The organism is Pedococcus sp. NPDC057267 (assembly GCF_042668795.1).
Classification (GTDB): domain Bacteria; phylum Actinomycetota; class Actinomycetes; order Actinomycetales; family Dermatophilaceae; genus Pedococcus.
This window is the reverse complement of record NZ_JBHUYG010000052.1, coordinates 1-18,197: the sequence shown is the minus strand read 5'-3', so window position 1 is coordinate 18,197 and position 18,197 is coordinate 1. Positions and strand designations below refer to the sequence as shown.

Below are 18,197 nucleotides of genomic sequence, written 5' to 3'. Positions count from 1 at the left end.
AGATGCCAAGGTACGTAGGTACGATGTGGCCGTCCTAGAAGGAGGTGCTGCGGCGCATGGCCCAGACGCGCAGTGACGAGATGGCGACGGAGACGGTTGCCGTCGTGTCCGGCATGATCGAAACGCTCTCAGCCGGAGTGGTCAAACTAGCGCCTATCTCAAAAGTGCGAACCTTCGGAATCAAGAATGTGGAGATTCCGTTAGAGCCTATCGGTCGGCGTGCCGCTGCGAAGTTCGATAGTTCTGTTGAACCACTTTTCCGGTCCGTGGATAAGAAGATCGCCGGTCCGTTGACTGCTGCCGGCTCGAAGAAGAGTACGGGCGGAAAGGCGCTCAAGGCAAAGAGCAAGAAGCACCGTAAAGCCCTCGCCGCTGACCACATCAAGGTGGACGGGCAGAAAAAGCGGTGAGCGCGGAGCCCCCGGTCGCCTCCGCCCCCCAAGGTGCAGCGCAGTCCAACAAGCCGCCGCAGTCGCTGCAACCTCCCGAAGAGATCGTGGAGGCTGAGCTGCTTGAGGTTCGTGAGGATGTGCGGGCACTGCGGCAGGAGGTGCAGCATTTTCAGGCAACTATTGTGCAATCAATCGACGTGGGCACACAGCTTGGACTCACCTCGTCGCAGATCGAGGCGATTGCAAATGCGCCGGAAGAGATGCGCGAGGTCTTGATGGCAAAGTACGCAGCCGCGATGGATGTCACTGTTAGAGACACTGAGCAGATGACTGACCTAGCGATTAAGGACCAGTCGGACGGCTATAAGATGGTCAAAGCTGGCCTTGCCGTGCTTGGCGGCATCGTGCTGCTGCTAGCCGCTGTCGCCATATTCGCACTCACCAAGGGTGCGACCGGCGTCGCGGTAGCCGCCCTTTCACCGATTGGCGTGGCTGCGATCGGGGGCGTCGTTAGTGTCGCCCTCCGGGGTAAGCGTCAAGCCTAGGACGCTTGCCTAATTCCGAGGCTCATGGGGCGAGTTACGTCCGTACGGAACCGGTTGTAATCGGAGGCTTCCACCTACTCAACCCAGACGCCGGGCGCCGGTTCCCACCGGAGAGTTGGATGAGGCGCGGCCGGGTAGTCGCGGGCCCAGCGATACCAATCTCTCTCGGCCATTATCGGGATCGCCAGTTCACCTGAACTTGCCATGCGAACGGGGCCGACGGCTCTCAAGTCGGTGACTACCTCTTCACCGATGACGAGCACCCGACGCCCGACGGGGTCCGGGTACCCCTCGATGGGGGCCAACCTCCGAAACTCGGACGAATTGGGGTCGCGGTTCAGGTTGTCGATCCAGGCATGTTCCGGGAACCCAGCCCGTTCAGGCGCAGCGGACACGTATTGCTCAACCCAGACGCGGCTGAGGCCCACCGCGAAGCGGTTGGTGGTGTCGCAGTCTCCGTAGAAGTCGCGTTCCTCTTGCACCCAGATGCAGGCCTCCTCGGGTTGCCCAGCGCCTCCAATCGGTTCAGAGACGATGCGCAGGCCGTCCTTCCATCCGTAGGCCAACCAATCGCCCTCGGGGGAGTGGCTCGTCATGAGGAAGCGGGCTCTCTTGCCGATCAGTGGTTCGTGAACGTCTTTCGCCCGTCGGATGAGCAGCGCCGGAACGCTGTCGGCGCCGTCCGGGCGTAGGCCGGCATCAAGCAGCCCCTCGAGCTCGGCGTCGATCGGATCAGGGCTACCCATGACTACCACCTGCCTGAGTCACCTGGGCTGAACCTGCAGCGGGGCGGGTGACGAGCGCCAACTGTGAGCGGAAGTAGGGGTTGCTCAGGACGTCGTGGACAACCTCAACTGTCTTGCCGGTGCGAGGTGCATGGACCATGCCGCCCTGACCGTCGTAGATGCCGACGTGGTGATAGCTGCCGGGCGGGTCGCCCGGGGACCGGAAGAAGAGCAGGTCTCCGGCGCGAAGCTTTGACCCGATGGGAACCCTGGGCAGGTCTGCGGCTTGGGCGTCGGTAACGCGGGGAAGCGTGATCCCGGTGGCCTGGTGGTAGGCGTACTGGACGAGCGAGGAGCAGTCGAAACCCACCGTGCTGCTTCCGGGTCCGAAACCTCTGCCTGGTCCGCCGATGCCGCCTCCGCCCCAGCTGTATGGCGTTCCAAGCTCCTGCAGCGCTGATGCGACGGCGTTGGAGCCGGGCGTCCCATCACCGACGTAGTCAGCTTCGCTGTAGCAGCTGGCCGACAACACGGCGGGGTTGGCGACGACCTGTCGTGCCAGGGGTTCCCACCGCGCGTAGGCATCGGGAAGGGCGCTGGCCTGGACCGCCTGCGCGGCATCGGTCACAGTCATGGACTCGAAACCCTTGACCTTCACCAGCCCACGTTGGCCACCCGCACCTCCCTCGTAGAACATGCGCGCGGCCTTTGCGGGGTCGAGCCGGTCGGCCGTGGGCCCCCATGCGGCTCGCTGCTGGAAGAGCCCGACGCTGTCGAGATGGCCCGTGGGCAGGTTGGTGAGGCTTGACTCCTGGAGTGCGGTGGCGACGGCGATCACCCACCCGTACGCCGGTACGTTCAGTTGGCGTCCGACTGCGACAATCGTTTGCGCGTTGGTGAGCTGCTCCGGGGTGAGAGCGGACGTCTGGGTGCCGCCGCCCTCGCCCGCGTGGGCCGTCAGGGTGTTGCACGATCCCGTCGTTAAGGCTCCGCCCCCGGAGTCGCCTCCCCCGCTGGCGAGCAACAGCGTCAGCAGGCCGACTGCCACCGCCCCCACGAGCACGACCGGGAGCACGACGAGGCCGATGCGCAGGAGTCTGCGCAGCACCACCTTGCGTGCGACCTGGAGGCCGGCGGCGACGATCGGGGCGGGCATGTCAGCCTCCGCTGCTGACCGTGGACGGGTCGAGGCTGGGGGTCGTGGCCCCGGGCGGTGCGTCGTCGGGGGCCAAAGTGTCTGCCTTCCATGCTCCGGCCACCTGGACGAGACCCACCGCGATGCGGCCCCCATCGGTGGGGACACTGACGGTTGCGGTGCGTCCCTTCGTCGCGGTCAGGCGAGCATCCCCTGTCACCTTGGTGGCGGGAACCTGGGCGGGGTCCGTGCCATTCATCGAGTTGGCCAGCTTGGGGGTGGCCCAGGGTTTCATCCCGGTGAGCCAGGCCTGTTCCCCAGCCGTGGTGGTCGCCCATGCGCTAACGAAGGCTGTGGCGACCTGCACGGGTGAACCCTTGTCGGGCGTAGACGCCGCTGTCGGCGTCGTGTCGGACACGGTCGGAGACGACGTGGCTGTGGTGCTGGTCGTGCTGGTGTCGGGTGCTGGGACCGTAGCCGCCGGTGGCCCGGGTGCGGCAACGGAAGGCGACATCGGCGGCGGACCCGCTGCGGCGGCGCGACCGAAGCCGTCGGTGAGTCGCCCGATGACGGCCAGCAGAACGAGGCTAGCCATCGCAGTGATGGCCAGGTTGCGCCACGACCAGAGGGGCCACCTGACGGCACGGCTGAGGCTGGTACCGGTCATTCCTCGGGCCGCCGTTGCAGGCTAAGGACGGTGCGCTTCGTGTCGGGGTCGTACAGGCGCGGGCCGATGCCGTCGGGCCGGATCTCGGTGTGCGAGTCGTGGGCGAGGTTCGGAAGCTCTTGTGCCTCTGGCGGGATCTCATCGACAAGTACGCCGGACAGGGCTCTCCCGGAGAAGCCCGTGGCGCGGGCCTGGTCGACGCTTGCCTCCCGGGCCGTGGCCGCGAGGGCGTATGCCGGGTCCTCGCTAGTGCCTGATGGCCCAGAGCTGGGGCGCGCCGGCAGCTCGCTGCTCACGTCCTCACCTCGTTCCCGTACGAGGCGAGGTGCCTCGACCGCAGTGACCTGCAGGTGCTGGGGGGAGGTCAGGGCGCGTTCGGTGTGGCTGACTCGCGGGTGTTCTGGCCGCCCGAACGCCTCCGAGGGCAGGTGGGACATGCGGTAGCGAAGCACGGGCTTGGTGATGACAAGGGGCGTGGTCCCGGTCGGCTTCCCGTCTTGGTGCTCGTCCTCGAGCTCGTGGTCGGCGTCCTTGACGCCGTGCTTGGTGGCCAGTCTCCGAGAGGTGTACCGCCACGCCTCGCTTCCGCCACGTTTAAGCCATCGTGGACCGCCGGACTGGCCCAGGATGCTGGTGAAGCTCAGGAGCGGGTACAGCACGATGAAGGCGGCCACGGTGGCGACGAGGCATAGGACGATGCCGAGGACTCCCATGCCGGTGGTGGTCGATCGGGTCAGGACCGCGGACACGATCGTGGTGTGCACGGCGGACCCAGCTGAGAAGGCGATGACGTTGACCACCGCGGCCCCACCCATGGAGAAGACGCGGCGCACGATGGACGCCATCGGTGCCAGGACCCCGACGACGGCGATGGCGGGGAACATCATCACGAGCAGTCGGAGCATGACGAGGCCCGCGAACAGGAAGATGTCTGCCACGAGCCGGAACAGGAGTGTGAACGTCGAGCCCAGGGCCACCATGACGCCGGTTCCTGCTCGGCCGCCGGACTTGCCTTGGAGGTATCCGTAGGCGACGGGGTCCTTGTCCTGGATCTCGGCCGCGGTCTTCTTCCAGTTCTCCTGCTTCGTCTCCGCGATTCGTTTGCCGGCCTCAGGGTCTTGCTCCGCCTGTTGTGCCTCGGCCCAGGTGAACGCGCTGGCCTTGAACAGCGCTGGGCCCCACTTCTTCGCTGCGGGGGAGTCGGTGGAACCGAGTTCGCCCCGGAGCCAGTTGTCGTACAAGACCCGGTCGACCACCAGAGCGCCCTGCGCGCGGGCTGGGTCGCTCGTGGCTGGAAGGTTTGTCAGGCCACTGACCCCCGCGTTGATGGACGAGACGCTGCTCGAGACGGTGGTGTCGAAGAAGCTCGCGACGCGGCTGGGGTACTGGCCGATGCCAGCGACGACAGCGAGTACCAAGAGCGCCCAGGCGGCGGCGGAGGTTGCGGAGGACAGCCGACCCTGCAGGGAGTACAGGAGTAGGAGCACCCCGACCCCGACCAGGGCGGTCGCACCCCACGGGCTCCAGATGGAGTCGTGCAGCCGCTGGGTTACAGCCGTGACGACATCGTCCAGCGGTGCCATGTATTGCTCTGGGTGGGCGACTTTGTTGTGCAACCCGTTGGAGGCGGCCGCTCCCCAGGTCGCGGCCGACATGAGGAAGTTGCCCGTGGCCGTGTCGATGCTTGCCTCGACGTCGCGAACCCCGCCGCCGCACCCCAGGTCGTAGGTGTGCCAGCCCAGGCCCGCGTAGCCGTACTGCTCGTAGACGCTGGTCTGTGGATGGGTGACGAACGGGTCCTCGGGTTTCGGTGGGGTGGTCGGTCCTGGGTCTAGGAAGCCGGTTATCCCTCCGCCGGGCAGCTGGGCGGTGGGGGCGTCCTTGCAGTCCGGTATGCCGGGGAGCGATGGGGCGGCGGAGGCCGCGCCGGCGGCGCCAAGGACGACGCCCGCGAGAATCGTCCCAACGGCCAGGACTCGGCATACGACCGATCGGAGAGTGGCGACCATGTCAGGCGCTCTCTCGCTGGCTGGCTTGTTCCTCGATTGACAGGCCGAGTTCGTCTTCTCCAACAGGGGCGCGACCGACCCTGTTGAGGGCCTTCTCGGGTTGGGCGGTGGTGTTGAGCGCCTCGAGGAGCCGGGGGTGGGCGGACAGGTCCATCCGGATGCGTTCGATGCCGCCGGTGCCGTCGCTGAAGATGAACTCGCGGGACCCGCGTCGGCCCTCGCGGGTGGGCCGGGACAGGGTGCCGAAGATCGACTCGTAGCCCATCCCTTCGCGGATGCCGGGGAGGAACCTCAAGGCGTCTCGTTGAGCGTCTTCGCCGGTGAGCCGTCCGATGAACGCAGCGCTGATGAGGTTGGCGAGGTCGAGCTTGAGCAGGTCTGCGGGGTTCTGGGAGGCCATGAGCACTCTGGTGTTGTGCTTCCGGGAGTCCCGGGCGGCGCGGTCGATGAAGCGACGGCCGGTGCTGAACGTGGACAGTGCCCAGGCTTCGTCGATGAATATCCCCTTGCGGGCGTTAACGTCGCCGAGGTACATCCCACGCTGCGTCAGCCACGCAGCGAGGTAGAGCACGCACATGGACAGCCGCTCGTCCAGATCCTCGCTGTTGGCCGTCGACTCGTCTGGCAGCGCGAGCCCGCGCAGGCTGTAGACGGTCAGCAGCGGATCGGTGCGTTCGTAGTCCTGCATGTACCCGCTGGGGAAGATGAGCCGGCCGTGGCTGGTCTTGGCCGCCTCGGTGAGGAAGTCGGCCATGTATCCGGCGTGCCTGGCCAGGTCTGCGTCGCCCTCGAGGTGACGCAGCTGATTGACCACGTCGTGCGTGGACGAGGTGGTCGAAGCCCGGACGGCCCCCACGGCCCTCATCAGCGCGACTTCGGTCAGGACGTGGTCCTGCAGCTGTCGTGGCAGCACCGCCCGCAGCACGCTGGAGGTGAGCAGCCGCCGGGTGTCTTCGGCCTGGTTGAGGGCGGCCTTCCAGTCCAGCTCGGAGTCGTAGTGCTCCCGCCTGGGGTTCGCGATGACGCGGTAGGTGCACAGCGAACCTGCAGGAGCGTCGAGCAGGTCGATGGGCTGAGACACGTCGGCGAGTTCGGGCAGCCTGCACAGGGCGGTGAGCCGGCCGGACGGGTCCAGCACCGTCCACGGAACCCCTTGGAGGACGGTGCGGTAGATGATATTCCCGCCGGCGGTGGACTTGCCGCCGCCCAGACCGGCGCACAACACGGCGAGCCCCGACTCCTCCCGGGTCTCCGTGGTCTCCCACGGCTCCCAGGTGACAACACGCGCACTGGTCCCGGACGTCTCGCCGAGGTGGATCCCAACGCGGTCGCCGACCTTCGCCGTGGCCGCCGGGACTGCGGCGGCGAGCGTGGTCACGGGCATACGTCGCTTGTATGCCGCGGACGCGAGCTTCTCGCCGGGGATGAACTCCCGGGCGACGGCGTACTGGTCGGCGGGCCGGGCGATGGTGATCTGAGGTGCGAACAGCTTGCGCAGCAGGCTGGCGCGCTCGAGGGCCTCCTCCTCGGTCGCCCCGGAAACGGCCAGGCGGTACCAGCCGGTGGTTCGGGTGGACAGGCCGGACAGTCCCATCGAGATCTCGTCCTCGACGTTGAGGGCCTTGTCTGCCTGGCGGTCCAGCGCGCCCGGAGCCGGCTCGTGGTGCTCCAGCTCGTAGTGGTCCTTCTGCGCGCGGATCTTCTGGATGTTGCGCCGCATCGCCATTCCCACCTTGGCCGAGTCCTCGATAGTGACGCGGGCGGACCACTCGACGGGGAAGCCGAGCTGGTCGGTGCGCTGCATCCAGGGGATGCCGGATGGGATTTCGAGGTCCGTCATGCGGCCGACGGACAGCACGCACACGTACCGTTCGACGCGTTGGTTCTCGTTCTCGCCGAGCACGCGAATGGTCCGCCCGTATGGTTCTGCGATCCATTGCACGTGGTCGGTGAACTCGTGCAGGTCCTCCTGTTCCCAGTGGGCGTCGTCCACCGCGCCCAGGGTCAGAGGTGCAGGCAGGCCCAGTGAGCACGATCGGTGCAGCAGCCACTCCAGCTGGCGAGGAGTGACCGGCACGCCGTCCATGCCGGGGGAGGCCATGATCTCGTCGGTGGCCCGGATGTGCTTGGAGAGGGCGGCCACCTCACGGTCGGAGAAGGTCCCGGCCAGGCCGCCCAAGGCCTTGTGCAGACCCTTGCGGGCCGGGATCTCCACGCCGACATAAACCTCCTTGTCGGCCATGCTGCGACCGGACAGGTGGTGCTGGTCAGTCAACAGGTGCTCGCGCCACGCGGGCAGGGGGGCCGGAGCGTTCTGGTCATGAGCCGCGGCCCAACGACTCACCGGATAGGGGCGGGTCGTGGAACGGATGTGCAGCGTGCGCTTGACCAGCTGGGCGTACACGTCTGCGCCGTCGATGATGAGCTGTTCCCTCACGGCGTCGGGACGGAACGACCAGCCTTGGGCGTCGAGCAGGTACCAGGCGTAGATCTTGTCCGCGGTGACCGTGCAGTGGCCGCTGATACGACGCAGTGCCAAGCCTGCATTGGTGTTCATGCCTCTGCCTCCGCGGGGACGATCTGGGTTGCTCGTCGGGCTGCCCTGCGTTGAGCCCGGCTGAGGCGCCTGGGGACGGCGTGGACCCGAGCCGGACGGATCACGGCAACGGTGGGCTTGGTCCGCTCGCGGGGTGCGCCCACCTCGTGGGCGAATCCGCTGAGGACCGAGCTGAGCGGTCGGTCCGCGTCGACGACACTCAGGATCAGGCGCGTCAGCCCGACGGTGGCGAGCAGGCTGTACGCGAGGCTGAAGAACCCCAGCCCTATCCCCAAGCGGCGCTCGATGATCTGGAGGAGCACGAAGACCATGGCACCGACGGCATACGCCACGTAGCGGGCTCGAAAGGGGAGGGTCTTGTTCGGTGGGCCCAACCAGACGGCGTTGACGTTGTAGATCTCGTCGTCGACGAGGAGTCTCATCAGGTCACCCGGTGATGAGGCTGGCCATCCAGGCGCCGAGGTTGTCAGCCTTGCCGCTGGTGGCGAGGCCGAGCACTCCGAGCGCCACGATGACGCCGGCGACCACCTTCATCGCCTTGGCGTTGTCGCCTCGTTGGGCGAGCACGAACAGCATGACTGCGATGAGCAGGAGGAGCAGCGGGATGATGTTGTCCTTGATCCAGGACTGAAGGCCGCCGGTGCTTGCGGCCTCAACCAGCGTGGTGTTCAGGGTGTGCATGAGGTGCCCCTATCGGTTGGTGCGAGTGGCCACCCGCGCCAGCCATTAACCCGCCCGATACGCCCGCAGTCCACCGATTGTCCTGTTTGAAGACGATTTCTTACTGTTTGTTGACCTGCTGTTCGCCCGATGGCATTGCGCCTCACGCTTGGGTCCCATGAAGGGTTCGATGGTCAACACGGTCTCGGGCGGCGACGTAGCGCACAGTGATCGGCAGGCCTTGGCCGCCATTTGGGGACCCCGAGTGCGGGGGTAGCAGGAGACGACATGCAGCCCAAACGAGTAAAGAGTTAGTAAGGGATTGAGTCGTTCGCCACGCCGGCGTCAGTCTTGCGGTGGAGAGTGCGCGCGGGCGTCTCGAACAGGGTTGCGACGCATCGGGGTGAAGGGGCGGTTCGGCCGTGTCGGTGCGTCTTTCTGTTGTGTCTGCGTTCTCCGGTTGGCGGATTCGTGGTTCTCGTTTCCGGTGGGTTTCTGGCGTGGTGGCTGCGGCGGTCGCGGTCTCGGTGGTGGCGGGTGTGCCTGCGGGTGCTGCGGTTGCTTCGGTGGCCGTGAAGCCTCCGGCGGCGGCGGTGGTGTCGCGTCCGGATGAGGTGTCGGCGCGGGTGTCGGCTCGGTCGCAGGGTCGCCCGGTGGAGGTGGAGGCGCTTCGGTCGGAGACGTCGACGACGTGGGCGAACCCGGATGGGACGTTGACCACGCAGATGCATCAGGCGCCGGTTCGGTTCCGTGACGCCTCGGGGGTGTGGCGTGGGGTGGACCTGCGGATGGGTCAGCGTCCTGATGGGACGGTGGGGCCGCTGGGGCACGTGCTCGGGTTGTCGCTCGCGGGTGCGGGCCGCGGAGCTGATGGCTCGGCGGCGGATGCGGCGGGTGTTGACGCGGTTGCGGCGCATGAGCGTCCCGGCGTGGGTGGGCAGGCGCGGGATGTGGTGTTCGGGTGGTCGGGCCGGTTAGGTGCCCCAGTGTTGTCGGGCTCGACGGCGACGTACCGGGATGTTCAGCCTGGTGTGGATCTGAGTGTGGACGCCCGCCGGACGGGTTTCGAGACGCACCTGGTCATCAACACGCCGGCAGCGCTGGCGGCGATGTCGGCGGCGGGTTCGGGTCAGGTGTCGTGGCAGATCCCGGTCAAGACCAAGGGCTTGACCGCGCGCGCGAACGCTGATGGGTCGGTGTCGTTCGTGGACGGTGCGGGGACGGTGGCCTCGAGCGTTGCCGCGCCGGTGGCGTGGGATGCGGCGGTGGATGCCCGGTCGGGGAACCGGGTGAACGAGTCGCCGGTGCGGATGACGGTGGCGCAGCGTGGCAAGGGTCGTGCGGTGTTGACGCTGACCCCGGACCAGGGGTGGTTGGTTGACCCGGCCCGTGTGTTCCCGATCACGATTGACCCGACGTACGCGTCGGGGTCGATTGGGACGACGTTTGACACGTACGTGTCCAGTGCGTACCCGACGTCGACGTACTCGACGGCGACCGAGCTGCGGGTGGGGACGTACAACGGCGGTGGGGACGTGTACCGGTCGTTCCTGACGTTCCCGATCACTGCGCTGCGCGGGTTGGACGTGGTGTCCGCCAACGTGTCTTTGTACGAGTTCTACTCGTGGTCATGCACGGCGTACCCGTTCTACGTGCACACCGCGAACGGGACGACGTCGGCGACGACGTGGAACACCCAGCCCGCGCCGATCGCGCAGTGGGGGTCCTTGACCACGGCCAGGGGCTACTCATCCTCGTGCGCGGAGGGCCGGGTCAGTGTTCCGATCACCGGTCTGGCGCAGACGTGGTCGAAGGTGACGACGTACAACGACTCGGCGATCCGGTTGTCGGCCTCAGAGACAGACAACTACGGGTGGAAGAAGTTCTACTCCTTGGAGTCCTCCCAGGACCCGTACGTCACGTACACGTACAACCGGCGCCCGAACATCGCCGCGGCGCCGACGATGAGCAACGGGGTGACATACAACGGGTCGACGTACGTGGCGTACGGGTCGACGACGGTGACCTCGACCGCGACCGACCCTGACGGGTCGACCGTGCAGCAGACGTTTGAGGTCCACAACGACACCACAGGCAGCGCCGCGTCGAAGATCTCCTCCTGCGTGACCTCGTTCGCGGCGTCGGGGGCGCGCGCGTCGTGCAACCCCAGCCCGAGCCTGCCCGACAACGCGACGTTGTACGTGCGCTCGGCGGTAATGGATGACCGGAACCTGTGGAACGGCAACTGGTCGCCGTGGACGACGTTCAAGACGGCACTGTCCAAGCCGGCCGCGCCGAGTGTCTCCTGCCCTGGGTACCCCAACGGGTCGTGGTCGACCACCTCCCCGACCAGCGATGTCGCCTGCACCGTCACTGTCCCCGCTGCGTCGGGGGCCAACAACCAGCCGGTGCGGGTGTACGTGTACGTCGATGGGGCGACCACCCCCACCATCGTCATTAGCACCAACCAGACGGCCGGCACGTTCGGCGGGATCAGTGTCCCCAAGCGGGACGGCGGCCATTCGGTGACCGTGATGTCGGCCACCGCGTCCACGTGGAGCAGTGACAAGGTCACCACCAGCTTCGGGTGGGGAAACACGTCCCTGAACACCCCCACCGCCGGGACCACCAGCACGGGCATGTTCACCGCGTCCGCGACGGCCAAACCTCAGGGCAACGCCACGGGTGTGTCCGCCACCGTGCAGTGGCGCAAATCCGGGGCCGCGTCGGACACGGCCGACTGGTCTACCGGCACTGCAGCCCCTTCACCCCACCGTCTGACACCAGCGTCATGATGAGCGCGTCGACGACGTTCGACGCGGCCACAGCGATCAAGAACGCCGGACTGCCCACCCGCACGCCCGTCACCGTTGACCTGCAGATGTGCTTCACCTACACCGGGGGCACCACCCCGGGCACCACCTGCACGTGGCCGACCTCGCACACCACGGTCACGGTGGTGCCACACGCGTTCGGGTCCGGGTACCCGACCGCCGCCGCAGGCCCCGGCCAGGCTGCCTTGTTCACCGGCGAGTTCACCACCTCCACCACGGACGTGTCCGTGCCCGGCTACTCCGGGCCGCTGACGTTGTCCCGGTCCCAGGCATCGTTCAACGGCGACGGCACCCTCACCGGATGGCCGACCGACCCCGCCACCGGCGTCTTCGGGCCAGGGTGGACAGCCAACCTCGACGGCCCCTCCGCGGGCACGGCCGGGATGGACGTGGCCGACAACACCAGCGTCGACGGCACCGTCGTCCTGCTCGACACCGACGGGTCCGCCCTGGTCTTCCAGCACCCCCAAGGGCGCGGGACTTACGCACCGACCACATACGTGCCGCTGACCCAGGACACCAAGGACTCCGGCAACACCCTTACCGTGGCCGGCACGGGTTCAGCGACCCGGCTGACCCTGACCGAGCCCGACGGCACCAAGACCGCGTACGCCCCGGCCGGGGCCGTGAGCACCACCGCGGTCACCACCTGGACCCCGGACAGCGTCACCGAACCGGGCCAGAACGGTGCCAGCACCTACGGCCACGACGCTACGGGGCGCGTCACCCGCATCGTTGCTGCCGTGCCCGACGGCATGACCGGCTCCCAGTGCCCCACCGCCGGGACCCTCGCCCGCGGTTGCCGGGCCATGGACATCACCTACGCCACCACCACCAGCACCACCTTCCCTGGCGACGTGAGCGGGCAGGTCAAGTCCGTCACGCCGACCATGTGGGACCCAGGCACCGCCGCTATGAAGACCGTCACCGTCGCGACCTACGCCTACGACTCCAGTCACCGGCTGGCGTCGGTCACCAACCCGGTGACTGGGTTGACCACCGGGTACAGCTGGGATGGTGCCTCGACCCGGATCGCGTCGATCACCCCGACCGGGCTGGCCCCGTACCGGTTCACCTATGACGCCTCGCAGCGGCTGGCGCAGGTGACCCGCGACCCGGCCACTACGGGAGGGTCCAGCGCCGCGTTGGCGTCGTTCGTGTACGGCATCGACCCGACCATCACCACGACCGGGCTGCCGTCGGTCCAGGCTGCCACCGTGGGCGCGTGGAACCAGCGGAAGACCCCGGCCACTGGGTACGCCGTGTTCGGTCCGGACCACCCCGTGACCAGCACCAGCCCGGCCGCGATCACGGCCAGTGACTGGCCGTACGCCGACCTGTCCTACGTCGATGACCAGGGGTACACCGTCAACACCGCCAGCTACGGCGCCGGTGCGTGGCAGCTGTCCGCGACCGACTACACCGCTCTCGGGAACATCAGCCGCACCCTGGACGCGGCCGCAATCAACACCATCCAAGCCGCTGCCACGGCCGGGTCCCCCATGGCCTCGGCCGCGGTGGACCAACTCTCGACCCAGACCGCGTACACCCCCGACGAACTGTCCGTGACCGACGTCACCGCCCCGCAGCGGCTGATCACCCTCACCGACGGGCGCCAGCTGACCCTGCGACCGCGTACCCACACCGACTACGACGCCGGCGCCCCGAACGGGGACATCAACCCCGCCACCGGCGGCCCCTACCGGCTTCCCACGACCACCACCATCACGGCGGTCGACTCCACCGGGACCGTCCAGGAGACGACCAGCACCACCACGAACAGCTACGACAAGCTTTCCTCGACCGACACCACGGAGGGCGACGGGTGGGCCCTCGGCACCCCCGTGAAGATCACCACCGGTACCGGGGCCCAGGCCATCACCCGCACCACCCGGTACGACACCCAGGGCCGCGTCACCCAGACACGGCAGCCCGCATCCACCGGTACTGACGCCGGCACGACCCGCACCGCCTACTACACCGCCGGCACCAACACCGAAGACAGCGCCTGCGGCGGCACCCCCGAATGGGCAGGCCTGACCTGCCGCACGTACCCCGCAGCGGCACCGACCAGCGGGCCCACCCTGCCCGACAGCAGGATCACCGCCTACTCCTACTGGCTGACCCCCGCCACCACACTCGAGACCTCCGGCACCGCCACCCGGACCACCACCATCACCCCCGACGCAGCCGGGCGCCCCACGAAGGCACAAACCACCTCCGCCAACATTGCCGGCTCGACGTCCCGGCCAGCCACGTTCACCCACTACGACCCCGCCACGGGACTGGTCGACTACACCGGCCCCACCGACCCGGGCGCCGGAACCTTGACCAGCACTGCGAAGACGGCCGTGGCCGACCTGTGGGGCCGGCAGGTCACCTACCGCGCTGAGACCCCGACGGCGGGCACGTACGACACCACCAACACCACCTATGCCCCCCCCTGGCCAGCCCGGCGCCGGCGCCGTCGCGAGCATCGCCGACCCGCTCGGCACCACCACCTACACCTACGACGGCACCGACGCCGCCAACGCCACCGAACACCGCGGCCTGACCACGGGGATGACCATCACCCGCGCCGGCACCGCTGGAGCCCTGGCCTACTCGGCAGCGTTCGACGCCACCGGGAACATGACCACCCAGGTGCTGCCCGGCCAGGTGTACCAACACCGGATGTACGACCAAGCAGGCCAGCTGACGTCCCTGACCTACGCCGGGCAGGTCACCCCCGTCACCCAGTCCACCGACACCTCCGGGAACACCATCTACACCCCAGGCACCCCGGCACAGGACCAGCCCTGGCTCACCTGGTCCCTGGATCACGACCCCCTCGGGCGGGTCGTCGACGAGTACACCCCCGACGGGGCCGCGTTTGACGGAACACCCGGGGTTAGCGACCCGACCGACATCACCGCCCCGTCCGTGGGCCGAGCCAAGGCCTACGACCGTGCCTACGCCTACGACCAGAACGGGCGCCTGACCACCGTCACCGACACCACTGCCAGCGCCACCGGCACCACCCAATCGCCGGACACCCCACCCACCGCTGCCGCGCCCTGCGTCGTCCGCGCCTACGCCTTCGACACCAACGGGCGCCGCACCTCCCTGACCAGCACCAACCACACCGACGGCAACTGCACCTCCACCGGGTACACCCCCACCACCACCAGCTACGCCTACGACAACGCCGACCGGCCCACCACCGGAGGCAACAGCGCAGGCACATACACCTACGACCCCTTCGGCCGGCAGACCACCATCCCCGGCGCCGACGCCCCCGACCCCACCAAGGGCGACATCACCCTCGCCTACTACGACGACGACCTCATCCGCGCCATCACCCAGGGCGCTAGCACCCCAACCACCACCACCTTCACCCTCGACTCCGCCGGGCGTCGGCAAACCGCAACCACCACCGGCGGCACCAGCAGCACCCTGATCCGGCACTACACCGACACCAGCGACAACCCCGGTTGGACCACCTCCATCACCGGCACCACCACCACAACCACCCGCTACGCCGAATCCATCGGCGGCGACCTCGGCGCCAGCATCGACGCCACCACGGGCGCCGCACAGCTCACCCTGGCCAACCCCCACGGCGACGTCGTCACCACCGTCGGCATCGACCCCACCCAAGCAACCACCACCGCCTGCACAAGCATCACCGCCTGGAGCGACTACACCGAATACGGCGCCCCCACCGACACCACCGCCACCAACACCGTTGCCGGGCCCGTCGGCTACGGATGGCTCGGCGCCAAACAACGCTCCACCAGCACCGGCACTGCCGGCCTGACCCTCATGGGCGACCGGGTCTACAACCCCGCCACCGGGCGATTCACTAGCACCGACCCTGAGCCAGGGGGCTCCTCCAGTGCCTACGCCTACCCGACGGACCCCGTTAACCTCAGCGATTTGGATGGGCACCTGTGGCGTCAGATCGGTTCTTGGGTATGGCGGCACCGCGGAAGGTTGGCCACCATCGGTGCGACAGTCGGATGCATGGTCCCAGGCGTGGGCTGGGCGTCGTGCGCTGTCATGCAAGCTGCCGCTTGGGGTCTTCGCAGCCAACAGAAGGCGGCCGAAAACGGCGGCTGGCGCCGCAATGCTGGATCCATCGCCGCAGATGGGATACTTACAGCGGCGGGTACCGGCGGCGGCCTTCTATGGAGGAACTTCCAGTTCGGCGGATTAGGACCGCGGTGGCTCTCGCCGGGAAGGAATCTCCTAGCTCGTCTGCGAACCAGTCCACCCAAGGGAGGCATGTGGAACGGACTAGGGCATGTGCGTGTCGGATCACGTCAAATTTCGCGGGCCTACGCTCTGTGGCTACCAACGCATCCGCTTAACGTGCTCACCGGTTCACGTATGCTGATGGGTGGCGAAACGAGGTGATCCAGAAATTGATCAACAGCGAGCGGGTTGTTCTCCGCTCACCCTGGAGTTTTGTCTTGGCACTTTCTGTCTTGCTAATTTCCGTGGCGGGAGCTTCGGCCTATTTAGACCCTCAATCCGGACGATGGGCAGGCCGTATTTTGGGCGTACTGGGCTTGGGCGGCTGCGTGCTGGCCATTAGGATCGCCTTAATTAGGGTTGAATCGCGCAGGGGCCAACTGTTATTGCATGGAGTTCTCCGCAAGGAGCGGATCGATGTAGTGGCCGCCCGTCCGGTGGAAATTGAGAGTTTTTTCTTTCACGCGTGGGCCCCTGAAGTGGTTAATAGTGAGGGAGAATCGCAGGTTCTCAGAGAATTTGCCGCCTACTCGATTGGCTCACAACCCAATCGACGGGTGGTCCGCTTCTGTCAGGCCGTGCTGAGGTGAGCCCGGAGACGGAAGACGCCTAGCGCGCCTTGGGCTGACGGGCGGGTGCGAGGCTCGCCGTTCCTGTTCGGCGTTGCGCTCGCTTTGTGATTCGATCCGAACCGAGTGGAGGTGGCATGGGCTATGCGACAAGAGCCCAGGCACTTCCTCGGAACGCCGACAGCCCATCCTGCCGTGGTCAAATTGTTCAGCGCCTCGACCCTGGCGGCTCGATCCGCCCGAGATTGCAACGAAGTTAACCCGACCCTTGCAAGCTCTCCTGAAATGGACAATTCCAGTTTGGCCAAGCGGATTGAGGCGGGAGCAGTCAGAAGTGGCGTGTCGAACGGCTCAAATACATCAAGTCACTACCGAGATGAAAGGCAAGGGGGCTGTGGTCCGGTGGGTGATTCGCAACCTCGGTCCGTCGTCGCAAACTGTGGGGTATAAAGCTGAGGTGTAGCAGTCCGTGGCCGATGTCCCTCGAAACTACGCACGGACTGGGTTGTGGTCCGGCCGATGGCGAGGTAGTCCTGGTGTGGCGGCTCGATGGGCAGGGTCGCTTCCGACACGTGCACGGTAACGGCCGTGTACCGGTGGGTCCGGCCCAGAGCACCTTCTGCCCGGCGACGACAGATCATCCGGTGCTCTACGCCCGCCCACCCACCACCACAACATGACTCGGTGCATGGCACACGCTGCGGCGGCCACCGCCAGATCACCACCAGTCAGAACCGCCCGGACCGCGTCCAGACGCTGCTCAACCACCGACAAGACGACCAGTGCGGCACAGTAAGACCTCCGGTGCTTCGGTGCTGTGATCCGACGGGTGATGTGCAACCTCGGTCCGTCAGGTGATGTGCAACCTGTGGGCTAGGAAACTGAGGTTGTAGCGGTCCGTGGCCGCTGTCCTTTGATGCTACGCACGGGCTGGGTCGTGGTCCGCCGTATGACGAGGTCGTCTTGGTCGGGCAGCTCGATGGCCAGGGTCGTGTCCGACACGTGCACGGTGACGGTGGTGTGCCGGTGGATGCGGCCCAGGGCGACCTTCTGCCCGGCGACCATGATCACGCCGGTGTTCGACGCCCGCCGTTGCACCCGGATGGGTTCGGTTGAGGGTCGTGGGACCGGGCCGACCGGGCGGGCCCGCTGCAAGGTGGCGGCCTCACCCGGGCTCAAGGGGTTGGGTCTGGTGCGCAGCAGCTGTCGGGTGTCGGGGTCGAAGAACAGCAGCGGGGCGCCGTCCTCGATGTAGATCCCGACGCGCCGTCCGGCCAGGACCTCTGCTGCCAGCACCGCCCGCTGCCCCAGGGACACCATCCCGTTGCGGGCCACGGTCCGTTCGACCTCGACGATGCTGCGCCCGGTACGGCTGCCCGGGCCGCGGTGGGACGCCACCGGGGGTGGGCCGGCCGGGACCGCGCCCTGGGCGGTCAGGGTGTGAACCGCCCCGGGTTCAGTGGAGAGTCAGGTGTGCTTCCTCGGCGGTTGCCGGCGAGGGTGTTTGGCAGCGTAGTAGTTCTTCTCGTGCTCGACCGGCGGGGTGTCCTCGCACCAGGAGTGCAGTCGTTCCCGGTTGTACCAGTCGACCCATTTGAGGACCTCGAACTCCACGTGCTCGAGGGTTCGCCAAGGGCCGTGGCGTCGGATGAGCTCGGTCTTGAAGAGCCGGTTCAGGGCCTCGGCGGCGGCGTTGTCGTAGGAGTCGCCGGTGGTGCCGACCGAGGCGGTGATCCCGGCGTCGGCGAGGCGTTCGGTATAGCGGATGGACAGGTACTGACCGGGTTCAACCAGTCGTTGCAACACCGGCTTGTTGGAGCAAGAGTAGATGCTCGTTGAATGCCTCGGCCGGGGTCTTCCATCCGAGG

General features: G+C 67.3%; 14 protein-coding genes and 1 pseudogene. 6 read left to right on the top strand and 9 right to left on the bottom strand.

The annotated features are described in order from the left end of the window. Positions 1-56: 56 nt before the first annotated feature. Both ACFUC1_RS12400 and ACFUC1_RS12395 read left to right on the top strand, forming a co-directional pair. A complete protein-coding gene (locus ACFUC1_RS12400; RefSeq protein ID WP_379120122.1) occupies positions 57-410 on the top strand; it encodes a hypothetical protein in 354 nt (117 codons plus the stop codon). Beyond that, positions 407-937 (top strand): hypothetical protein, encoded by a 531-nt coding sequence (locus ACFUC1_RS12395; RefSeq protein ID WP_379120121.1) that lies wholly within the window; start codon positions 407-409, stop codon positions 935-937. Before ACFUC1_RS12400 ends, ACFUC1_RS12395 begins: the two co-directional genes overlap by 4 nt. A 74-nt stretch (positions 938-1,011) precedes the next feature. On the opposite strand, the gene ACFUC1_RS12390 is transcribed toward ACFUC1_RS12395, so the two are convergent. From ACFUC1_RS12390 to ACFUC1_RS12360, 7 genes are all read right to left on the bottom strand, one after another. Continuing rightward, positions 1,012-1,683: a hypothetical protein gene (locus ACFUC1_RS12390; RefSeq protein ID WP_379120119.1), complete on the bottom strand. Its 672-nt coding sequence runs from the start codon at positions 1,681-1,683 to the stop codon at positions 1,012-1,014. Then, positions 1,676-2,818 (bottom strand): C40 family peptidase, encoded by a 1,143-nt coding sequence (locus ACFUC1_RS12385; protein WP_379120117.1) that lies wholly within the window; start codon positions 2,816-2,818, stop codon positions 1,676-1,678. The genes ACFUC1_RS12390 and ACFUC1_RS12385 overlap by 8 nt, the downstream gene beginning before the upstream one ends. 1 nt (position 2,819) lies before the next feature. Continuing rightward, the gene (locus ACFUC1_RS12380; RefSeq protein WP_379120116.1) at positions 2,820-3,215 is read right to left on the bottom strand and encodes a hypothetical protein; all 396 of its coding nucleotides are present in this window, start codon (positions 3,213-3,215) and stop codon (positions 2,820-2,822) included. A gap of 245 nt (positions 3,216-3,460) precedes the next feature. Then, on the bottom strand, positions 3,461-5,473 hold the full coding sequence (locus ACFUC1_RS12375) for a hypothetical protein (protein WP_379120114.1): 2,013 nt from the start codon (positions 5,471-5,473) through the stop codon (positions 3,461-3,463). Position 5,474: 1 nt separating this feature from the next. Beyond that, positions 5,475-8,030 carry an ATP-binding protein gene (locus tag ACFUC1_RS12370; RefSeq protein ID WP_379120112.1) on the bottom strand — a complete coding sequence of 852 codons (2,556 nt, stop codon included), beginning with the start codon at positions 8,028-8,030 and terminating at the stop codon, positions 5,475-5,477. Then, positions 8,027-8,452 (bottom strand): hypothetical protein, encoded by a 426-nt coding sequence (locus ACFUC1_RS12365; RefSeq protein WP_379120110.1) that lies wholly within the window; start codon positions 8,450-8,452, stop codon positions 8,027-8,029. Before ACFUC1_RS12365 ends, ACFUC1_RS12370 begins: the two co-directional genes overlap by 4 nt. A 4-nt stretch (positions 8,453-8,456) precedes the next feature. Beyond that, positions 8,457-8,711, bottom strand: a complete 255-nt coding sequence (locus tag ACFUC1_RS12360) for a hypothetical protein (protein WP_379120108.1) — start codon at positions 8,709-8,711, stop codon at positions 8,457-8,459. A 1,010-nt stretch (positions 8,712-9,721) separates the two neighbouring features. Between ACFUC1_RS12360 and ACFUC1_RS12355 the strand changes: the two genes are divergently transcribed. Genes ACFUC1_RS12355 through ACFUC1_RS12340 form a run of 4 tightly spaced genes read left to right on the top strand, consistent with a single transcriptional unit; the run spans position 9,722 to position 16,350 of the window. Next, positions 9,722-11,485 carry a DNRLRE domain-containing protein gene (locus tag ACFUC1_RS12355; RefSeq protein ID WP_379120106.1) on the top strand — a complete coding sequence of 588 codons (1,764 nt, stop codon included), beginning with the start codon at positions 9,722-9,724 and terminating at the stop codon, positions 11,483-11,485. Further along, positions 11,482-14,400 (top strand): DUF6531 domain-containing protein, encoded by a 2,919-nt coding sequence (locus ACFUC1_RS12350; RefSeq protein WP_379120104.1) that lies wholly within the window; start codon positions 11,482-11,484, stop codon positions 14,398-14,400. The genes ACFUC1_RS12355 and ACFUC1_RS12350 overlap by 4 nt, the downstream gene beginning before the upstream one ends. Positions 14,401-14,446: 46 nt before the next feature. Then, positions 14,447-15,922, top strand: coding sequence for an RHS repeat-associated core domain-containing protein (locus ACFUC1_RS12345; protein ID WP_379120102.1), 1,476 nt, complete (start codon positions 14,447-14,449; stop codon positions 15,920-15,922). Then, entirely contained in the window at positions 15,919-16,350 is a 432-nt protein-coding gene (locus tag ACFUC1_RS12340; protein ID WP_379120100.1) for a hypothetical protein, read from the top strand. The genes ACFUC1_RS12345 and ACFUC1_RS12340 overlap by 4 nt, the downstream gene beginning before the upstream one ends. An 852-nt stretch (positions 16,351-17,202) precedes the next feature. Here ACFUC1_RS12340 and ACFUC1_RS12335 read toward each other — a convergent pair. Next, a complete protein-coding gene (locus tag ACFUC1_RS12335; protein WP_379120098.1) occupies positions 17,203-17,664 on the bottom strand; it encodes a hypothetical protein in 462 nt (153 codons plus the stop codon). Positions 17,665-17,796: 132 nt separating this feature from the next. Further along, positions 17,797-18,108 (bottom strand): annotated as a pseudogene (locus ACFUC1_RS12330) (integrase core domain-containing protein); the annotation flags it as partial. Positions 18,109-18,197 lie beyond the last annotated feature (89 nt).

Coding starts and splice junctions, on each gene's coding strand:
- ACFUC1_RS12400 (WP_379120122.1), top strand. CDS start 57: ATGGCCCAGACGCGCAGTGACGAGATGGCGACGGAGACGGTTGCCGTC.
- ACFUC1_RS12390 (WP_379120119.1), bottom strand. CDS start 1,683: ATGGGTAGCCCTGATCCGATCGACGCCGAGCTCGAGGGGCTGCTTGAT.
- ACFUC1_RS12385 (WP_379120117.1), bottom strand. CDS start 2,818: ATGCCCGCCCCGATCGTCGCCGCCGGCCTCCAGGTCGCACGCAAGGTG.
- ACFUC1_RS12375 (WP_379120114.1), bottom strand. CDS start 5,473: ATGGTCGCCACTCTCCGATCGGTCGTATGCCGAGTCCTGGCCGTTGGG.
- ACFUC1_RS12370 (WP_379120112.1), bottom strand. CDS start 8,030: ATGAACACCAATGCAGGCTTGGCACTGCGTCGTATCAGCGGCCACTGC.
- ACFUC1_RS12365 (WP_379120110.1), bottom strand. CDS start 8,452: ATGAGACTCCTCGTCGACGACGAGATCTACAACGTCAACGCCGTCTGG.
- ACFUC1_RS12360 (WP_379120108.1), bottom strand. CDS start 8,711: ATGCACACCCTGAACACCACGCTGGTTGAGGCCGCAAGCACCGGCGGC.
- ACFUC1_RS12350 (WP_379120104.1), top strand. CDS start 11,482: ATGATGAGCGCGTCGACGACGTTCGACGCGGCCACAGCGATCAAGAAC.